Source organism: Asticcacaulis taihuensis, assembly GCF_900100255.1.
GTDB lineage: Bacteria > Pseudomonadota > Alphaproteobacteria > Caulobacterales > Caulobacteraceae > Asticcacaulis > Asticcacaulis taihuensis.
Genome location: NZ_FMTS01000001.1, coordinates 24,729 through 42,422 on the forward strand (window position 1 = coordinate 24,729; position 17,694 = coordinate 42,422).

At 58.5% G+C, this 17,694-nt stretch carries 16 protein-coding genes; 8 read left to right on the plus strand and 8 right to left on the minus strand.

Annotated features, from left to right (window positions below; translation table 11 throughout):
- Positions 1-22: 22 nt before the first annotated feature.
- Complete coding sequence (gene rpoC, locus BLO49_RS00115; protein ID WP_090642706.1) at positions 23-4,213, plus strand: DNA-directed RNA polymerase subunit beta'; 4,191 nt, start codon at positions 23-25, stop codon at positions 4,211-4,213.
- Positions 4,214-4,308: 95 nt separating this feature from the next.
- Here rpoC and BLO49_RS00120 read toward each other — a convergent pair whose 3' ends face one another.
- On the minus strand, positions 4,309-4,764 hold the full coding sequence (locus tag BLO49_RS00120; protein ID WP_090642708.1) for a hypothetical protein: 456 nt from the start codon (positions 4,762-4,764) through the stop codon (positions 4,309-4,311).
- Positions 4,765-4,991: 227 nt separating this feature from the next.
- On the opposite strand from BLO49_RS00120, the gene BLO49_RS00125 reads away from it, so the two are divergent.
- The 3 genes from BLO49_RS00125 to BLO49_RS00135 are packed head-to-tail and all read left to right on the plus strand — an operon-like array spanning position 4,992 to position 5,823.
- Positions 4,992-5,438 (plus strand): hypothetical protein, encoded by a 447-nt coding sequence (locus BLO49_RS00125; protein ID WP_139159586.1) that lies wholly within the window; start codon positions 4,992-4,994, stop codon positions 5,436-5,438.
- 2 nt (positions 5,439-5,440) lie between these two features.
- The gene (locus tag BLO49_RS00130; RefSeq protein ID WP_090642713.1) at positions 5,441-5,647 is read left to right on the plus strand and encodes a helix-turn-helix transcriptional regulator; all 207 of its coding nucleotides are present in this window, start codon (positions 5,441-5,443) and stop codon (positions 5,645-5,647) included.
- Entirely contained in the window at positions 5,644-5,823 is a 180-nt protein-coding gene (locus BLO49_RS00135; RefSeq protein ID WP_090642716.1) for a hypothetical protein, read from the plus strand. Before BLO49_RS00130 ends, BLO49_RS00135 begins: the two co-directional genes overlap by 4 nt.
- Here the strand turns inward: BLO49_RS00135 and BLO49_RS00140 are convergent.
- Positions 5,820-7,010, minus strand: coding sequence for a BaiN/RdsA family NAD(P)/FAD-dependent oxidoreductase (locus BLO49_RS00140; RefSeq protein ID WP_090642718.1), 1,191 nt, complete (start codon positions 7,008-7,010; stop codon positions 5,820-5,822). The genes BLO49_RS00135 and BLO49_RS00140 overlap by 4 nt on opposite strands.
- Before the next feature lie 92 nt (positions 7,011-7,102).
- Here BLO49_RS00140 and BLO49_RS00145 point away from each other — a divergent pair, with 92 nt between their 5' ends.
- Positions 7,103-7,411 carry an SCP2 sterol-binding domain-containing protein gene (locus BLO49_RS00145; RefSeq protein WP_090642721.1) on the plus strand — a complete coding sequence of 103 codons (309 nt, stop codon included), beginning with the start codon at positions 7,103-7,105 and terminating at the stop codon, positions 7,409-7,411.
- Between the two features lie 45 nt (positions 7,412-7,456).
- On the opposite strand, the gene BLO49_RS00150 is transcribed toward BLO49_RS00145, so the two are convergent.
- Complete coding sequence (locus BLO49_RS00150; protein WP_090642723.1) at positions 7,457-8,146, minus strand: MBL fold metallo-hydrolase; 690 nt, start codon at positions 8,144-8,146, stop codon at positions 7,457-7,459.
- A 154-nt stretch (positions 8,147-8,300) separates the two neighbouring features.
- On the opposite strand from BLO49_RS00150, the gene BLO49_RS00155 reads away from it, so the two are divergent.
- The 3 genes from BLO49_RS00155 (at position 8,301) to BLO49_RS00165 (ending at position 13,111) form a co-directional block, all read left to right on the plus strand.
- Entirely contained in the window at positions 8,301-9,884 is a 1,584-nt protein-coding gene (locus BLO49_RS00155) for an amino acid permease (protein WP_090642726.1), read from the plus strand.
- Positions 9,885-9,946: 62 nt separating this feature from the next.
- Positions 9,947-12,409 carry an ATP-dependent helicase HrpB gene (hrpB, locus tag BLO49_RS00160; protein WP_090642728.1) on the plus strand — a complete coding sequence of 821 codons (2,463 nt, stop codon included), beginning with the start codon at positions 9,947-9,949 and terminating at the stop codon, positions 12,407-12,409.
- Between the two features lie 42 nt (positions 12,410-12,451).
- Positions 12,452-13,111 (plus strand): glutathione S-transferase, encoded by a 660-nt coding sequence (locus tag BLO49_RS00165; RefSeq protein ID WP_090642731.1) that lies wholly within the window; start codon positions 12,452-12,454, stop codon positions 13,109-13,111.
- A 328-nt stretch (positions 13,112-13,439) separates the two neighbouring features.
- On the opposite strand, the gene BLO49_RS18290 is transcribed toward BLO49_RS00165, so the two are convergent.
- The 5 genes from BLO49_RS18290 to BLO49_RS00185 form a co-directional block, all read right to left on the minus strand.
- Entirely contained in the window at positions 13,440-13,604 is a 165-nt protein-coding gene (locus BLO49_RS18290) for a hypothetical protein (protein ID WP_170828150.1), read from the minus strand.
- Between the two features lie 127 nt (positions 13,605-13,731).
- Positions 13,732-14,712, minus strand: coding sequence for a bile acid:sodium symporter family protein (locus BLO49_RS00170; protein WP_245678798.1), 981 nt, complete (start codon positions 14,710-14,712; stop codon positions 13,732-13,734).
- The gene (locus BLO49_RS00175) at positions 14,709-15,500 is read right to left on the minus strand and encodes a TrmH family RNA methyltransferase (protein WP_090642737.1); all 792 of its coding nucleotides are present in this window, start codon (positions 15,498-15,500) and stop codon (positions 14,709-14,711) included. The genes BLO49_RS00170 and BLO49_RS00175 overlap by 4 nt, the downstream gene beginning before the upstream one ends.
- Positions 15,493-16,419, minus strand: coding sequence for a class I SAM-dependent methyltransferase (locus BLO49_RS00180; RefSeq protein WP_415500105.1), 927 nt, complete (start codon positions 16,417-16,419; stop codon positions 15,493-15,495). The genes BLO49_RS00175 and BLO49_RS00180 overlap by 8 nt, the downstream gene beginning before the upstream one ends.
- Entirely contained in the window at positions 16,364-17,659 is a 1,296-nt protein-coding gene (locus tag BLO49_RS00185; RefSeq protein ID WP_170828151.1) for a glycosyltransferase family 2 protein, read from the minus strand. Before BLO49_RS00185 ends, BLO49_RS00180 begins: the two co-directional genes overlap by 56 nt.
- Between the last annotated feature and the right edge of the window lie 35 nt (positions 17,660-17,694).

Consider the following 17,694-nt stretch of genomic DNA (forward strand, 5'->3'; position numbering starts at 1 on the left):
CGCCCAAAATTGGAGTACTGGCATGAACCAGGAAGTCCTGAATATCTTCAACCCGGTCCAGGTCGCCCCGACCTTCGATCAGATCCGTATCACGCTCGCTTCGCCGGAAAAGATCCTGTCGTGGTCGTTCGGAGAGATCAAGAAGCCGGAAACCATCAACTACCGCACGTTCAAGCCGGAACGTGACGGCCTGTTCTGCGCTCGTATCTTTGGTCCGACCAAGGACTACGAATGCCTGTGCGGCAAGTACAAGCGCATGAAGTACAAGGGCATCATCTGCGAAAAGTGCGGTGTCGAAGTCACCCTTAGCCGCGTCCGTCGTGAGCGCATGGGCCACATCGAACTGGCCTCGCCGGTCGCCCACATCTGGTTCCTGAAGTCGCTGCCGTCGCGTATCGCCATGATCCTCGACATGGCGTTGAAGGACGTGGAACGTGTTCTGTACTTTGAGAACTACATCGTCACCGAGCCGGGCCTGACCTCGCTGAAGCTCCACCAGCTTCTGTCGGAAGATGAATATTATCGCTGCCAGGAAGAATTCGGCGATGACAGCTTCACGGCTGAAATCGGCGCCGAAGCGGTCCGCAACATGCTGATGGCGATGAATCTCAACGAAGTCGCCGACAAGCTGCGCGCCGATCTGGTTGACCAGACCTCGGAAATGAAGGCCAAGAAGTATTCCAAGCGCCTCAAGCTGATCGAAAACTTCATCGAATCCGGCAACCGCCCGGAATGGATGATCCTGACCGTCGTGCCGGTCATTCCGCCCGAACTGCGCCCGCTGGTGCCGCTCGATGGCGGCCGCTTCGCCACCTCCGACCTCAACGACCTCTATCGCCGCGTCATCAACCGGAACAACCGTTTGAAGCGCCTGATGGAACTGCGCGCGCCGGACATCATCATTCGTAACGAAAAGCGCATGTTGCAGGAGTCGGTCGACGCCCTGTTCGACAACGGCCGCCGTGGCCGCGTCATCACGGGCGCCAACAAGCGTCCGCTGAAGTCGCTCGCCGACATGCTGAAGGGCAAGCAGGGCCGTTTCCGACAGAACCTGCTTGGCAAGCGTGTCGACTATTCCGGCCGTTCCGTTATTACGGTTGGTCCGGAACTGAAGCTGCACGAATGCGGCATCCCGAAGAAGATGGCTTTGGAACTGTTCAAGCCGTTCATCTATGCCCGCCTCGACGCCAAGGGCCTCTCCGGCACCGTCAAGCAGTCGAAGCGCATGGTCGAGCGTGAGCAGCCCCAGGTGTGGGATATTCTCGAAGAGGTCATCCGCGAACACCCGGTGATGCTGAACCGCGCCCCGACGCTCCACCGTCTCGGCATCCAGGCGTTCGAGCCCAAGCTTATCGAAGGCAAGGCCATCCAGCTTCACCCGCTCGTCTGTTCGGCCTTCAACGCCGACTTCGACGGCGACCAGATGGCCGTCCACGTCCCGCTCTCGCTGGAAGCCCAGCTTGAAGCCCGCGTGCTGATGATGTCGACCAACAATATCCTGTCGCCGGCCAATGGTCGTCCGATCATCGTGCCGTCGCAGGATATCGTGCTGGGTCTCTATTACCTGTCGCTCGTCAAGGATGGGGAAAAGGGCGAGGGCATGATCTTCGGCGATCTGAACGAAATCCAGCAGGCGCTGGATACCGGTTCTGTATCGATGCACGCCAAGATCAAGTGCCGCTTCACCCAGAAGGACGAAGACGGCGTCATCCGTACCAAGGTCGTCGATACGACTCCGGGCCGTATGAAGATCGCTGCCCTGTTGCCGTATAACGAAAACATTGGCCTCAAGGTGCTCGACAAGACCTTGACCAAGAAGGAAATCGGCAACCTGATCGACATCGTCTACCGCCACTGCGGCCAGAAGGCGACCGTGATCTTCGCTGACCAGATGATGGCTCTGGGCTTCAAGGAAGCGGCCCGCGCCGGTATCTCCTTCGGCAAGGACGACATCGTCATCCCTGACACCAAGAAGGGCATCGTCGATGAAACCCGTCACCTGGTCGAGGAGTACGAACAGCAATACGCCGACGGCCTGATCACCAAGGGTGAGAAGTACAACAAGGTAGTTGATGCCTGGTCGAAGGCGACCGATCGCGTTTCCGACGAAATGATGAAGGAAATCAGCCGTAAGCATCTGGACGCCGATGGCCGCGAAAAAGAGATCAACTCGATCTACATGATGGCCAACTCCGGCGCCCGTGGCTCTCAGGCCCAGATGAAGCAACTTGGCGGTATGCGCGGCCTGATGGCCAAGCCGTCCGGTGAGATCATCGAAACGCCGATCATCTCGAACTTCAAGGAAGGCCTGTCGGTTCTGGAATACTTCAACTCGACCCACGGCGCCCGTAAGGGCCTCGCGGATACCGCGCTGAAGACCGCCAACTCGGGTTACCTGACGCGTCGTCTCGTTGACGTCGCCCAGGACTGCATCATCATGGAAACCGACTGCGGCACCACCAAGGGCATCACCATGAAGGCGGTGGTCGAAGGCGGTGACGTGCTGGTCTCGCTCGGACAGCGTGTTCTCGGCCGTACCACGGCGGAAGACATCAAGGACGTGGCGACCCAGGAAGTCGTGGTCGAGGCCGATACCTATATCGACGAAGACGTGGTCGATATCATCGAAGCCTCGGGCGCCCAGTCGGTCAAGGTCCGCTCGGTCCTGACCTGCGAGGCCGAACTCGGCACCTGCGCCGCCTGTTACGGCCGTGACCTGGCCCGCGGCACGCGCGTCAACATGGGTGAAGCGGTCGGTGTCATCGCGGCGCAATCGATCGGTGAACCCGGCACCCAGCTCACCATGCGTACCTTCCACATCGGTGGTACGGCTTCGGTGGCCGAACAGTCCTTCTACGAAACGACCTCGGACGGCGTGATCAAGCTGTCGGCCGCCCCGACCGTCAAGGGCTCGCATGGCGACCTGATCTCCATGTCGCGTAACCTGGTCATCACGGTTCACCATGATGGCAAGGACCGCGAGACCTACAAGGTGCCTTACGGTTCGCGCCTGCGCGTGACCGAAGGCGCCACGGTCAAGAAAGGCCAGCGCCTGGTCGAGTGGGATCCGTACACCACCCCGATCATCACCGAAGTCGGCGGTAAGATCCGCTTCGAGGATCTCAATGACGGCCAGACCGTCCGCGAGGAAACCGACGAAGCGACGGGTATCTCGAATCGCGTGGTTGTGGATTATCGCTCCAGCACCAAGGGCGCGGAAGTCCGTCCGGGCATGGGCATCACCGACGAGGCCGGCGCCTACAAGAAGCTGGCCAATGGCGGGGATTCCCGTTACCAGCTTCCGGTCGGGGCCATTCTCTCGGTCGGCAACGGCGACGAAGTCAAGCCGGGTGACATCCTCGCCCGTATCCCGACCGAAGGCGCCAAGACCCGCGACATCACCGGTGGTCTGCCGCGCGTCGCAGAACTGTTCGAAGCCCGCCGTCCGAAGGATTGCGCCGTCATCGCCGAAATGGATGGCCGCGTCGAATTCGGCCGCGACTACAAGAACAAGCGCCGCATCAAGATCACGCCGGAAGGCGAGGGCGAAGCCGTCGAATTCCTGATCCCGAAGGGCAAGCATATCTCCGTCCATGACGGCGACTATATCCAGAAGGGCGACTACATCATCGATGGCAACCCCGATCCGCACGATCTGCTGCGTATCCAGGGCGTCGAGGCGCTGGCGGAATATCTGGTCAACGAAGTGCAGGAAGTCTATCGTCTGCAAGGCGTGCCGATCAACGACAAGCACATTGAAGTCATCGTGCGCCAGATGCTGCAGAAGGTTGAAATCCTTGAACCGGGCGATACCGGCCTGATCAAGGGCGACCATCTCGACAAGGCGGAAGTCGATATCGAGAACGCCAAGGCTGAAAAGCGCGGCGGTCGTGCGGCCCTCACACAGCCCATCCTGCTTGGCATCACCAAGGCATCGCTGCAAACCAAGTCGTTCATCTCGGCGGCTTCGTTCCAGGAAACGACGCGTGTCCTTACCGAAGCTTCGGTGCAGGGCAAGATCGATACCCTGGACGGCCTGAAGGAAAACGTCATTGTCGGCCGCCTGATCCCGGCCGGTACGGGCGCCTACCTGCGTCAACTCCAGCGCGTGGCCATGAAGCGCGACGAGCAACTGTCGCATCAGCGCGAAGAGGCCATGGAGCCTCTGCCCGCCGAAGTGCTGTTGGAAGGCCCTGTCGACGCCGGCGAATAACAAGGGACGCGTCCCTTGACCCGGAAGTTGGCGTTCGCGTTGACTTTCGTACTTAAAATTGAAGCCCCTGAGCCGTAAGGTTCAGGGGCTTTTTCTTATTTGGTGAAGGTAATGGTTCGCCAGTTGTTTATTTCAACAAACTTCCGGTATTTTTCATAACCGGCCACCGCTGCTTCGCCTTTTTCCTTGCTGAAGACAGCATAGATTTCTTTCTCGATCGCCTGGTCGCGGGCCTGGTCCGGTTCCATGGCCGCGGCATTGACATAATGCGTGGCGATGATGACGTTCGGCGCGCCGGCATTATAACCGTCCTTGATCATGAAGATGTAGTTGTCGATCAGGCCGTGCTTTTTCATGATCTCCAGGGCGGGCACCTGGGAGGCTTTCAGGCCGACCAGATAATCATCGACATGGTTGGGGTCGACCTCGACAACGGTCTCGCTCCAGATGCCTGTATCAGGCGTGTAGTCTTTGTACATATCAGCGGAAGCCACCGTTGCGGACACGAGCAGGAGGGCGGCGCTAACGGCCGGCAAATACTTGATAAACATGGGATAGCCCCTTCAATAGGGCGCAAAGGCACACATGCGCGGTGAACGTATGAAAGCATACTGTCGCTTAGGTACTGACTTAAAATATCACGGTTATTTAATTCCCGCTATCGGCATTATTATGCCGGTCCTGACGGAATTGGGAGTGGCTGACAATCCGATTGAAAAGGCTTGACGAAATGTAACCTAGGGGTTACGTGTAACTTATGGGTTACATGGAGGGTGCTATGAGTGATAACGAAAAACTTTTGCGTCAAGCGGAACGTTATGCTGGAATGCGCCGGGCGCTTCTGTTCATCAATGCGCTGTCATACTTCGTATGGATTGGTGCTCAGGCGCTCCAGTTCTTGCCAGGTTTTACACCGCACCAATCCGCTTTGATTCAGTTTGTCGCCGGCCCGATATGGCTGGTCAGCCTGCTGTGTATTCTGGTTATGGGGGTTCGCCTGTACATGCGCCGCGACCTGCGCGGACTGGTTGACGACGAACGCACTATTAAAATCGGCAACCAGGCATTTCAGGTCGGATACTGGGTGCTGTTGATTGGTATTGCCTTAGTCTATGCCTTGCTTTTTTGTGGCATCCAGATTGAAGGCGGAATTTTTCTTCCGATCCTGCTGTCTTTGGGTGTCGCCGTACCGGGCCTGACATATGCCGCGCTTTATCGGAGTTGAGCGTGGAGACGTTTAAAAACCGGCTCAGAGACCATCGCGGGGCCCGAAATCTGACTCAGGCAGATTTGGCAGTCATGGCGCAGGTGTCGCGTAAGACCATCAATACAATAGAGAACGGAGTATTCGTGCCTTCGGCCTTTCTCGCGCTGAAGTTGGCGCGGGTTCTGGAAACCAGAGTCGAGGATCTGTTCTATCTGGAGAATCTATGAAACGTTTCAGCATGAAATTGCACACCATGAATCAGCATTTTGGGGGCCGCAAGCCCGATCCACGCAAACTGGCCGCCGACGAAAAACGCCGCAAGGTCATGATTTACAGCGCCGTCTCTGGCGGCAGTGCAGCGGCCTTCATGATGACCATGGCCGCTTTAGCTGCCCTGCATTAAACCGCCTGTCCGGCTGCCCAGCCGGATGACCAGGCCCACTGGAAATTATAGCCGCCCAGCCAGCCTGTGACATCGACGCATTCGCCGATAAAATAGAGGCCGGGGCAAAGCTGGCTCTCCATGGTCTGGGAGGAAAGGGCGCGGGTGTCGATACCGCCCAGGGTCACTTCGGCCGTGCGATAGCCTTCGGTTCCATCCGGGATAAAGGTCCAGCGATTGACGGCATCCGCCAGGGTTTGCAGGGTGGCATTGCCGAGGTCGGCCATGCGGGCTTCGGGGGGCAGATCGTGCCACTCCAGGATGCGATCGGACAGGCGTCGCGGCTGGATTTCCGCCACAACATTGCCGAGCGTCTGTTTCGGGCGATCCTTACGCCGGCTTTGCAGATAATCGAACCCATTCATATCGGGCAGCAGGTCGACCTCGATGGCCTCGCCGGGCTTCCAGTAGGAGGAAATCTGCAAAATTGCCGGCCCCGAAAGGCCGCGATGAGTGAATAAAAAACCATCGGTAAAGCTGGCCTTGCCACAGGCGACTCTGGCCGTCAGCGACACCCCGGAAAGCCCTTCAATGGCCGCCAGTTTTTCACCGCCCAGCGTAAAGGGAACCAAGCCGGCGCGGGTTTCGATAATCTCGTGGCCGAACTGCCGGGCAATACCGTAGGCAAAGCCGGTGGCGCCCATCTTGGGAATGGACAGGCCACCCGTTGCGATCACCAGTTTTTCAGCCGTCAGGTTACCATTCGATGTATCGATTTCAAAACCGGGGCCGGTTTTCGTGACGCCTTCAACCGATATGCCGAGATAGAGTTCGCCACCGGCATCCGCCAGATCATCCAGCAGCATGTCGATAATGTCACCGGCCGAGGTCTCGCAAAACAACTGCCCTTCGGTTTTCTCGAAATAGCGAATGCCGCGTTTGACGACGCGATCGAGAAAATCCCACGGCGTGAACCGCTTCAGCGCCGAGATACAGAAGTGCGGATTTTGTGACAGAAAGTTTTTCGGCGTGGCCTGAAGATGGGTGAAATTGCACCTGCCGCCGCCGGAAATGCGGATCTTTTCCGCCGGCTTTTTCGCATGATCGATCACGGCCACGCGTCGTCCGCGCCGGGCGGCTTCGATACCGCACATCAGGCCGGCGGCGCCCGCGCCTACAATCACCACATCGAATTTTGCTGCTGTCACTTTTTTCTCATAACTTGACTTAAGGTCTGTCTTGCCGGGATCGAAACTTAACCTTAAGGTCACCCGGCTTTCAGCAGACAAAGGAGTCGGCCATGTCCGATCTTGAAACCATTACACAAAAAATCAGCGCCGCCGTCGGGGAAAATTCCGGCCTGGGCAAAATCATCAAGGTCGACTTCGGCGACGCCGGCAAGATCCTCATCAACGGTGCCGCTGTGCCAAACACCGTGACAAATGATGATGGTGAGGCCGACACCACCATCCAGATCGCCATCGACGACCTGATCGCCATGTCCAAGGGCACGCTGGACCCTATGATGGCCTTCATGATGGGCAAGATGAAAATCCAGGGCGACATGAGCGTTGCCCAGAAACTCGCGCCGCTGCTCAAAGGCGCCTGATTGTTACAGAGGCAAGGGGGCAGTGCCCCCTTGCCTTTTTCTTGTCTATCCGGGCCCTTGCGTATTCGGCCCGGCTTTACCGATAACGCGATCCGCCACGAAGGGATTGCTTTGCCGCTCTATATTAAAACTCGACATTGGCCCGTGCCCCGGCACGAACTGAACATCGCCCAGCGGCCAGAGTTTCTTTGTAATTGAGTTGATCAGGTCGGCGTGATTGCCGCGTGGGAAATCCGTCCGGCCGATCGAGCCCTTGAACAGGACATCGCCCACCTGTGCGAATCTTGATGGCGCGTGATAAAAGATCACATGTCCAGGCGTATGTCCGGGACAGTGAATAACCTGCCAGGTCGTCTCCCCTAAAGTCACCGTATCGCCGTCATGCAGCCAGCGGTCGGTCGTGAAACTGCGCATGTCGGGTATGCCGTAGCGTTGACCCATGGATGGTATATTGTCGATCCAGAACTGGTCGTCCTCGTGCGGGCCTTCGATGGGGGTGCCGGTGCGCTCTTTCAGTTCCGCCGCACCGCCGGCATGATCGGCATGGCCATGGGTGATCCAGATTTTCTCCACTGTCAGGCCGCGCCGCTTGATCTCATCCAAGATCGGATCGAGATCGCCGCCGGGATCGATGATCGCGGCCCTGTTGGTTTTCGTACACCAGACCACCGTGCAATTCTGCTGCAACGGCGTGACGGGGGCGACAAACAGTCGGATGAGGGGCTCGGTGGTCATGACTTATGAAATAGGCGAAACAGGCCCTTAAGGCTACCCACCGGTTAAGATAGTTGCAGATTTAATTTTTGTGTGTAGGCTTCATGACAAGACAGGCACTGGGGTGGTCCTTGGAATGACTAGTCGCCTGTTAAAACACATAAAAAGGTGAAAAATGAATCCTTTGCGAATTAAGTCGCTGGATGCGATCCTGGCGACAGCAGAGAAAAAGTCGCTGCATCGATCCCTGGGGCCTGTCCAACTGACCTTGCTGGGTATTGGCGCGGTCATCGGCACCGGTATCTTCGTGCTGACTGCCGCAGCCGCTCAAAAAGCCGGTCCGGGTATGATGATCTCCTTCATCATCGCTGGGGCCGTCTGCGCGGTCGCCGCACTTTGTTATTCCGAACTGGCTTCCATGGTGCCGGTCGCAGGCTCTGCCTATACCTATTCCTACGCGGTCATGGGCGAAATGGTGGCCTGGCTGGTCGGCTGGGCGCTTATTCTGGAATATGCGCTTGGTGCCTCCGCCGTCGCGGTCGGCTGGTCCGGTCATATTGTCGGGTTTCTCGATGACATCGGGATACACATACCGCACGCGTTAACCGTGGGACCGCCCATCTCCATCGGCTTTATCAAAGGGGGCGAAATCGGCGGTGTGCTCAACCTGCCGGCGGTTATCATCACGGGTATTGTCACGCTTTTGCTGGTCATTGGCACGAAGGAAAGCGCCACGGCCAATGCAGTTCTGGTCGCCATCAAGATTGCCGCGTTGCTGTTGTTCATCGTCCTGACCCTGCCGCTGGTCACCGGGCACATGGATAATTTCAGCCCATTCACGCCCCGCGGCTGGGGTAATCCGCTGGACGGCACCGGAACAGGCGTGCTGGGCGCCGCGGCCTCCATCTTCTTCGCCTATGTCGGTTTCGATGCGGTTTCGACCGCCGCCGAGGAAACCAAGAACCCGCAGCGCAACGTGCCGATCGGCCTGATCGCTTCGCTAGGTATCTGCACCATCTTCTATATACTGGTTGCGACGGGCGTAATCGGTTCGTTCGGCGCCCAGCCGCTGGCTGATCCGGCGACGGGCCAATATTTCGCTGACGGCTCGACTGAGCTTTATGCCAGCGCCGCCTGTCAGGCCGCCCATGCGCCGCTCGTTTGCTCCAAAGAAGCCCTGGCCCATGTCTTGCGCGAAGTGAACAGCAATCCATTGTTTGGTAACCTGATCGGCTTGGCCGCGACAATTGCATTGCCGTCGGTCGTGCTGCTGATGATGTTTGGCCAGACGCGCGTCTTCTTCGTTATGGCGCGTGACGGACTGTTGCCGAAGGGCCTGTCAGCCGTTCATACCAAATTCAAGACGCCATGGGTGATCACCCTAGTCACCGGCGTCGTCGTGGCCATTGCCGCGGCTTTCCTGCCGGTCGGTTCACTGGCGGATTATTCAAACGCCGGCACACTGTTCGCTTTCGCGGCTGTCTCGCTGGGCGTCATGATCCTGCGCTTTACGGACAAGACCCGCAATCGTCCGTTCAAGACCCCGCTGCTGTGGATCATCGCCCCGTTGTCGATTTTCGGCTGCGTACTGCTGTTCGTCAGTCTGGGCACGGAATCCAAGCAGGTCTTCTTCGGCTGGACCGCGATTGGCCTCGTTCTCTACTTCGCCTACGGCTTCTGGCACTCGAACGTCCGCAAGGGCATCATCGAGGACCATGAAAACGATGCGGACCTGCCGCCGCCTCCGGGTACGACCTGATCCTAAAAAGGCGCCCCAACGGGCGCCTTTTTTATTGCGTGAAGACCTGCTAGGTGCAGGTCATGCTTCCAGTTGAAGAAATATATGTGCCGCTGAAATCCTGGCTGACGGAAAAGACCACGGCCCTGATAATCGCGCCGCCGGGCGCCGGCAAGACGACTGGCATACCATTGGCCCTGTTGGATTCGGCATGGCTGGACGGTCAGAAAATCATTCTGCTGGAGCCGCGCCGGCTGGCCGCCCGCGCAGCCGCCGCCCGCATGGCTGAAACCCTGGGGGAGGCGGTTGGGCAAACGGTCGGTTTCCGGGTGCGTGGTGAAAGCAAGGTTAGCGGAAAGACGCGCATAGAAGTCGTCACTGAAGGAATTTTCTCGCGTCTGATCCTGAATGATCCATCGCTGGAGGGCATCGGCTGCGTTATCTTTGATGAGTTTCACGAGCGCAGCCTGGATGCCGATCTCGGCCTGGCCTTCGCCCGTGACGCGCAACTCCTCCTGCGTGATGATCTGCGCCTGCTGGTCATGTCGGCGACTCTGGATGGTGATCGGGTGCTGGACCTGCTGCCCGATGCCGAGCGTTTTGAGTCACAAGGCCGAAGTTTTCCTATCGAGATCCATTATCTCGGTCGCAATCAATCGTTGCTGATAGAGCAGGATGTCGCCCGCCATGTGGCGCGATTAGCCACCAAGCTTAAGCCTGAACAGGCCGAAACCATGCTGGTCTTCCTGCCGGGGCAGGGTGAAATTCACCGCGTGGGGCGCTTCCTCGACGAGATCGGTCTGCCTCCGCATATCGACCTTTGCAAGCTTTACGGCGCCATGGATTTCAGGGACCAGACATATACCCTGGCGCGCAATACGCCCGGCCGCCCGAAGATCGTGCTGGCCACCGCCATCGCCGAAACCTCCCTGACACTCGATCGCGTGTCAATGGTTGTCGATTGTGGCCTGTCGCGCCTGGGGCGCTTCGATCCGGCGCGCGGCGTCACCCGCTTCGTCACCGAACGCGTTTCCAGAGCCTCAGCCGACCAGCGCCGTGGCCGGGCCGGCCGAACCCAGGCCGGCGATGCTTATCGCCTGTGGGATGCCGAACAGGATCGCTCACTTATCCCCTTCGCCAAGCCGGAAATCCTGGAAACGGACCTGTCGCAACTGGCGCTTTCCTTGCGGCTGTGGGGTGCCAAATCGACGGAGAGCTTAGCTCTACTGGACCATCCGCCAAAAGCGGCGATGGACGAGGCCGTGAAACTGCTTCAGGCACTGGGTGCATTGGACAATAATGGCGATCTGACATTGCATGGCAAGGCTGTGGCGCAATTACCGATGGCGCCGCGCCTGGCACATATGTTGATCCGCGCGGCGGAAAGTGGTTCGGCCGAGCAGGGCGCTAATCTGGCCGTCCTGCTCTCTGAAAATGGATTGGGTGGCAAATCGACCGATCTCGATGCCAGACTGGAGGCCCTGTCACACGATAAATCGCCGAAAATCCACCAGGCGCGCAGTCTTGCACAGACCTGGGCCCGGCAGGCTCAGGCCCTGACCAAGGCGACGGGAAAGGCTGGTGGCCGTATCCTGTCGCATCATCTGCTGGCGGAATGTTTTCCGGAACGTATCGCCAAGGCGCGGGGTAAGGCTGGTGAGTTCGTTATGGCCAATGGTCGCGGCGTCTATGTCGATGAACATGACCGGTTGGCCCGCGAGCCTTACCTGACGGTCGGCGATCTCGGTGGCGGGACCGGACGCGACCGTGTCCTGCTGGCTGCACCTCTGAGCGAAGCCGAGATACTGAAGCTATTCGATGATCGGCTGGAACGGACGACGGCGTTGGAAAAGGTCAATGGCCGGTTTCGCGCCTTCGATCAGGTTCGACTGGGGAACCTGGTGCTATCGAGTAAGCCGCGCGAATCCATTCCGCCGGAAATGTTGCTTCAGGCGGAATCTGAGGAAATCCGAGAAAAGGGATTGAAAGCCCTAAATATTCCGGAATCTGCGCAGAGCTTCCGCGCGCGTGTCGCCTTCCTGCGCAGTCAGGACGAGACATGGCCGGACCTGTCGGATGAAGCGCTTCTGTCCGGGTTGGCCGACTGGCTGGGGCCCTATGCTGCCGGCAAGTCCATGCTGTCGCTGAATGGCGGCGTCATTTCGCAAGCTCTGCACGCCATGCTCGATTATGACCAGCAGCGGATGCTGGATAAACTGGCGCCGGAAGCCCTGAAGATGCCAACCGGTTCAAATATCCGCATCGATTACGAAGCCGAAGGCGGGCCGCGTCTGGAGGTTCGGGTGCAGGAACTATACGGTACGACCACCCATCCGGTCGTCGGCCCGAACCGGACGCCGATTACGCTTTCCCTGACATCACCGGCGCACCGGCCGATCCAGATCACCAAGGACCTGCCGGCCTTCTGGGACGGCTCGTGGGCTGAGGTGCGCAGCGAGATGAAGGGGCGCTATCCGCGGCACGTCTGGCCGGAAAATCCGCGCGAAGCCGATCCAACCACCCGCGCGAAACCGCGAGGCACCTGATCCTTTCCGCTTCCGGCGCGTATAAGCCGACAAGGAGCCGTCATGATCACTGTTCACCACCTCGATAACTCCCGTTCGCAACGCATTCTGTGGCTGCTGGAAGAACTTGGCCTGCCTTACGAGGTCAAGGCTTACAAACGCGGCAAGGATATGCTGGCGCCGCCGGAACTGAAGGCGGTGCACCGGCTTGGCAAGGCGCCGGTTATCACCGATGGGGCTCTGGTGGTGGCAGAGACCGGCGCAATTATAGACTATATCCTCACGACCTATGGTCATGGCCGGTTGATGCCGGTCATCGGCACCGAAGCAAGGTTTCATTATACATACTGGATGCATCACGCCGAAGGCACCGCCATGACGCCTTTGCTGTTGAAACTGGTGACCAGTGCGATCAGGAACCAGGCGCCGTGGCTGATCAAGCCGGTTGCCAATCGTATCGCCGACAGCATCGATGCCGCACTGGTGGCGCCAAACCTGAAGACAAATATCGATTTCTGGGAAAACACCCTGGCCAAGTCATCCTGGTTCGCCGGCGCCGAATTCAGCGCGGCGGATATTATAATGAGTTTCCCGCTGGAGGCGGCCGCCAGCCGGGCCGGGGCGGGAACAAGGCCGCATATCAGCGCCTGGCTTGAGAAAATTCACGCCCGACCGGCTTATCAGAAGGCGCTGGTACGAGGCGGGCCGTATGCTTATGTCTGATCAGATGGTGATGCAGCCGGCGAAAGCCAGGCCGATAAAGGGCAGAACGACGAGTTTGAGAATCAGCTTTTTCATGATGGCACTCTCTTGAAAGTTCAAGCACGCTACGGTGCGCCCGAGCTATTGTAAATGCAAAAAGGCACCGTTTTTAGTGGTGCCTTACGTGACCGGACATATTCCGACCAGCATATTTAACGGCTGGATGAATAGGTCAGATGGTCGGCGCCGCTGCGGTCGATGATGATGCAGCCGGAGAGGCTGGCCGCGAGAATGGCGACGCAGGCGAGTTTGATGGCGATGGATTTCATGATGTTCCCCAGGGTTGGATTTAGAAGGATTGTGAGCCGCTGACCGTTTCCGCCGGTTTTTCATCAGCCGGCGGCGGGCCATTGTCGGTGTGGTAGGTGTGATCCGGCGATACATACATGATGCAGCCAGTAAGGCTTGCGACCAATGCCGCGGCGCAGGCCAGTTTGATGATAAGGTGTTTCATGGCGGTGTCTTTCGTCGAGACGCCGGATGCGCCCCCTTAAATTCAAATTTAGATTTCGATCTATGATCGGTAAATGAACCGTTTCCACCTTAATTCTATTTAATATTCAGGCGGTAATCGCCCCTTTTTACGCCTGTGCTTCCTTTGCCCAGCGGCTGGCGAGCGGCGTACAGATCAGCAATTGCAGCGGATGATAGATCATGATCGGCAACAGGATCAACCCCAGGCCAGACGCATGACCGGCGAATATAAGCGAGGCCATGGGCACGCCGGTTGCCAGACTCTTTTTGGTGCCGCAGAAAACCACGGCTGAGCGGAAGGCGGGGGCTATGCCGCCAAGATCGCACAGTTTCCATAGAAGCAGCAGCACGCCAAAGAACAGAACAAGCGTGGCCGCGATTACGGACAGCATGACGATTAGATTGGTGGAACTCCAGATATTGAGCGCAAAGGAGTCACAGAACGAGGTGTAGACGAGCAATAATATGGTGCCACGGTCAGCCGTCTGGGCCAGCTTCTTACGGCGATGCAGCCAGGCGCCGATCCAGCGGCGCAAAACCTGACCAATGATCATGGGCAGGACCATCCATTTGAACAGGTCAATAAAAACACCTGCCACATCAAGGTGATGCCCGGAGGTTTTCAACAGGAGACTCATCCACAGGGGCGTGACCACAATGCCGATCAGGCTGGAAATCGTGGCGTTGAAGACGGCCACGGGAACATTGCCTCGCGCTGCCGAGGTCATGGCCACTGATGAGGATACGGTCGATGGCAAGGCGCAGAGATAAAAGAAGCCGAGTTGCAGGTCCGGGCTGATCCAGCGACCGGCGACGGCCAGAAAGACGAGACCTATCACTGGAAAAAGTACAAAGGTCGCCACTTGGATAATCAGGTGTAGCCGCCAGCGCAGGACGCCGTCCTTCAGGGCATGGAAGGAGAGCATTGCGCCGTTCAGGAAGAAGATCAGGGCGATGCCGAGCTTGGTCAGCAGTTCCGGATGCAGAAAGCCGCCATGTACACCCGGCGTTGGGAACAGCGCCGCCAGTATAATGGCCAGAACCATTCCGGTAAGGAAGGCATCAATCCTGACCTTGCCAACTTTCACAGGCCGGCCGCGGCGTAGATCATAATGCCGGTGGCGACGGACAGGTTAAGGCTGTCGGCACGGCCCTTCATCGGGATTTTGACATTGGTGTCGCACGTGGCGGCAATTTCCGGAGTCAGACCGGATTGTTCCGTGCCCATGACGATCAGGGTCGGACGGGCATAAGGCGCCGTGCGATGGTTGTGTGTGGCGGTCAGCAGAGTGCCGACCACCGAACCGGTCCACCGCTTACGATCAGCCAGAAAAGCTTCACGAGTACATTTGACCACCGGCAGGGCAAAGATCGAGCCCATAGTGGCACGTACGGTTTCGACTGAGAAGGGGTCAACGCAGTCTCCGATCAGGATAACGCCGCCAATGCCGGCTGCGTCGGCGGTGCGGATGATGGTGCCGAGGTTGCCTGGGTCGCGGATCTGTTCCAGCGCTACCCAGACATCATTTGAAGCAGGATCGATATCGCTCAGGCTTTTGGCAATCTGCGCGAATACCGCAACCACCATCTGCGGATTATCCTTGCGTGAAATCTTTTCAAGAATTTCGCGGGTTACTTCCAGAACTTCACCATCTGACTTAATCGTCTCATCGATGGCGCGCTTCAGGAGTGGATGATAGTCTGTATCCTTTCCGTAAACCAGAATCTGCGGGGCAAAGCCCTGATCGAGGGCGTCGATGATGATCTTCAGACCCTCGGCCAGGAATTGCCCGGTGGCCTCGCGTTCCTTGCGCATATGCAGGGCGCGGATATCCTTGACCGTCTGATTAGTGAGTGAAGTGACTTGCTTAATCACGCATCCACCTCGCAAAGAAGCTGAGACCGATCTCGCGCGGCGCAATATCGGCCGCTTTTATGCCCTTGAGCGGTTTTACGTCCTCTATAAGGGTCAGTTCGCCGTAATCAACGCGTCCCCCCTTGGCCGGGCCCACCGCTTCGGCCACCAGATGCGCCAGGGCCGGGCCAGAGACACGCGCGGCATAGGCGTTCAGCAACAGGAACGACGCCTCATCGCTCAAAAGCTGGGCGCACAGATGGACCATTTCCGGCAGATCCTCAAACAGCCGCCAGACCTCTCCGGTGGGGCCGCGACCGTATTTCGGCGGATCGAGGATAATGCCTTCATATTTCGATCCACGCTTGACCTCGCGCTGAACGTATTTTCGCGCGTCCTCGCAGATCCAGCGGATCGGCGCCTCGCTCAGGCCGGAAAGTGCCGCATTCTCGCGCGCCCAGGCGACGGCCTTCTTGGAGGCATCGACGTGGGTGACGCGTGCGCCGGCTTCGGCGGCCACCAGGCTGGCAACGCCGGTATAACCGAACAGGTTCAGCACGCGCGGGCTGTCGAGTTTCGCCACGGCTTCTTTTTGCCAGGCCCAGTTGGCGGCCTGTTCCGGGAAGAAGGCCAGATGGCGGAAATTGGTGAAGCGGCCATGAAATCTGATCTTGTCCCAGCTCAGTGTCCATTGTTCGGCCGGCTTGCGCGAAAAACGCCAGTTGCCTTCGTCGTCCTCGCCCTGCGGATCGAAAATGGCATCGGCCTTATCCCACAATTGCGGGTATTTCGGCGCCCACCAGCATTGCGGTTCCGGGCGGATGACAAGGTAATCGCCATAGCGCTCCAGCTTCCGGCCGTCGCCGGAATCGACGAGGGCGTAATCAGCCCAGGCTTTGGTGCGCAAGGTGGTCGGGGTATCGGTGATGATCATGCTCAAGGCCATAAGCGCATGGCCCGTCTTCGTAAAGAGGCTGGACGGCAAAAGTTGCGGGCGTATGATCGGTCTTGTCCCAGTGGAAGGGCCGGGTTGCCAGTTGCCAAAGGGCGAAACCGGCGGCGATCGATTGCAGGCACCAGTAAACCGGGGCGCCGCATATGTCGGCCCATGTCACACTCTGGCCGGCGCGACGCGCGGCAATGGCAATCGTGATCATGCCGCTCAAGGTTCCTAACAGGAACAGGGACAGGTCAAATGGTGACAGAATATGCAGGGGATGCGCGGGATCGCTGATCCGCTGCAATTCGGTCAGCAAAAGGGCCATGATCACCATCAGGCTAAAAGGTGCATAGCAGATGGCCGCAGCGACGCTTAAACCGACACCGAGGAACAAGCCCAGCCAGGCGCGTGGTTTCAGGGGCGTATTCAGGCGCGTATGAACCAGCAGGGTCTGCATATAGCCCTTGATCCAGCGGGTCCGTTGCGGAATCCATGCCTGAGTGAAAGCAGGCGGAGTCTCGATGGTGGGAGGAGCAATCAGACTGGTCTTGTAGCCCAGTTGCGCCAGACGCAGACCGAGATCAGCGTCCTCAGTGACATTGAAAGCGTCCCAGCCGCCAACGGTACGCAGGACGTCCGCTTTGAAATGATTGCTGGTACCGCCAAGCGGAAAGGGCAGTCGCAGGCCGTTCAGCGCCGGCAGCAGGACATCGAACTGCACGGCGTATTCAGCCGCGAACTGACGGGGTATGTAGCCGTGTCCGCCCACTGGCCGCAAAGGGGCCTGCAGGCAGGCCAATGCCGGGTCACCCCTTGCAAACGTCCTGGCGGCCTCCCGGAGCTGGTCCGGTTGCGGTTGATCCTCGGCATCATAGATCACGATCAGGTCGCCGCCGGCCTGTTCCAGTGCGTGGTTGAGCGCGCGCGGCTTGGTGCGGGGAAAGCCCGGCGGTACGGCGATGATACGCATATAGTCCGGCAGGTTATGGGCACGGAATGCCGTCAGGGTATCTTCGTCATCCGCTTCCAGGGCAAACAGAATTTCCATCCGGTCGCGGGGATAGTCGAGCGCCTGCATCGCACCCAGAAGCTGCGGGATAATGCCGGCTTCCTTATAAAGGGCGACAATGACGCTGTAGGATGGCAGGTTTTCATTGACCGCCTCGGTCAGGGGATCGGCCGGTACGTTGGCGGCGGGAAAGTTCAGGCAGGCGATCAGGCGCAGCAGTGCATTGCCCATGAAGCAGGCCCAGCCTGTCCAGTACAGGCCCCTAA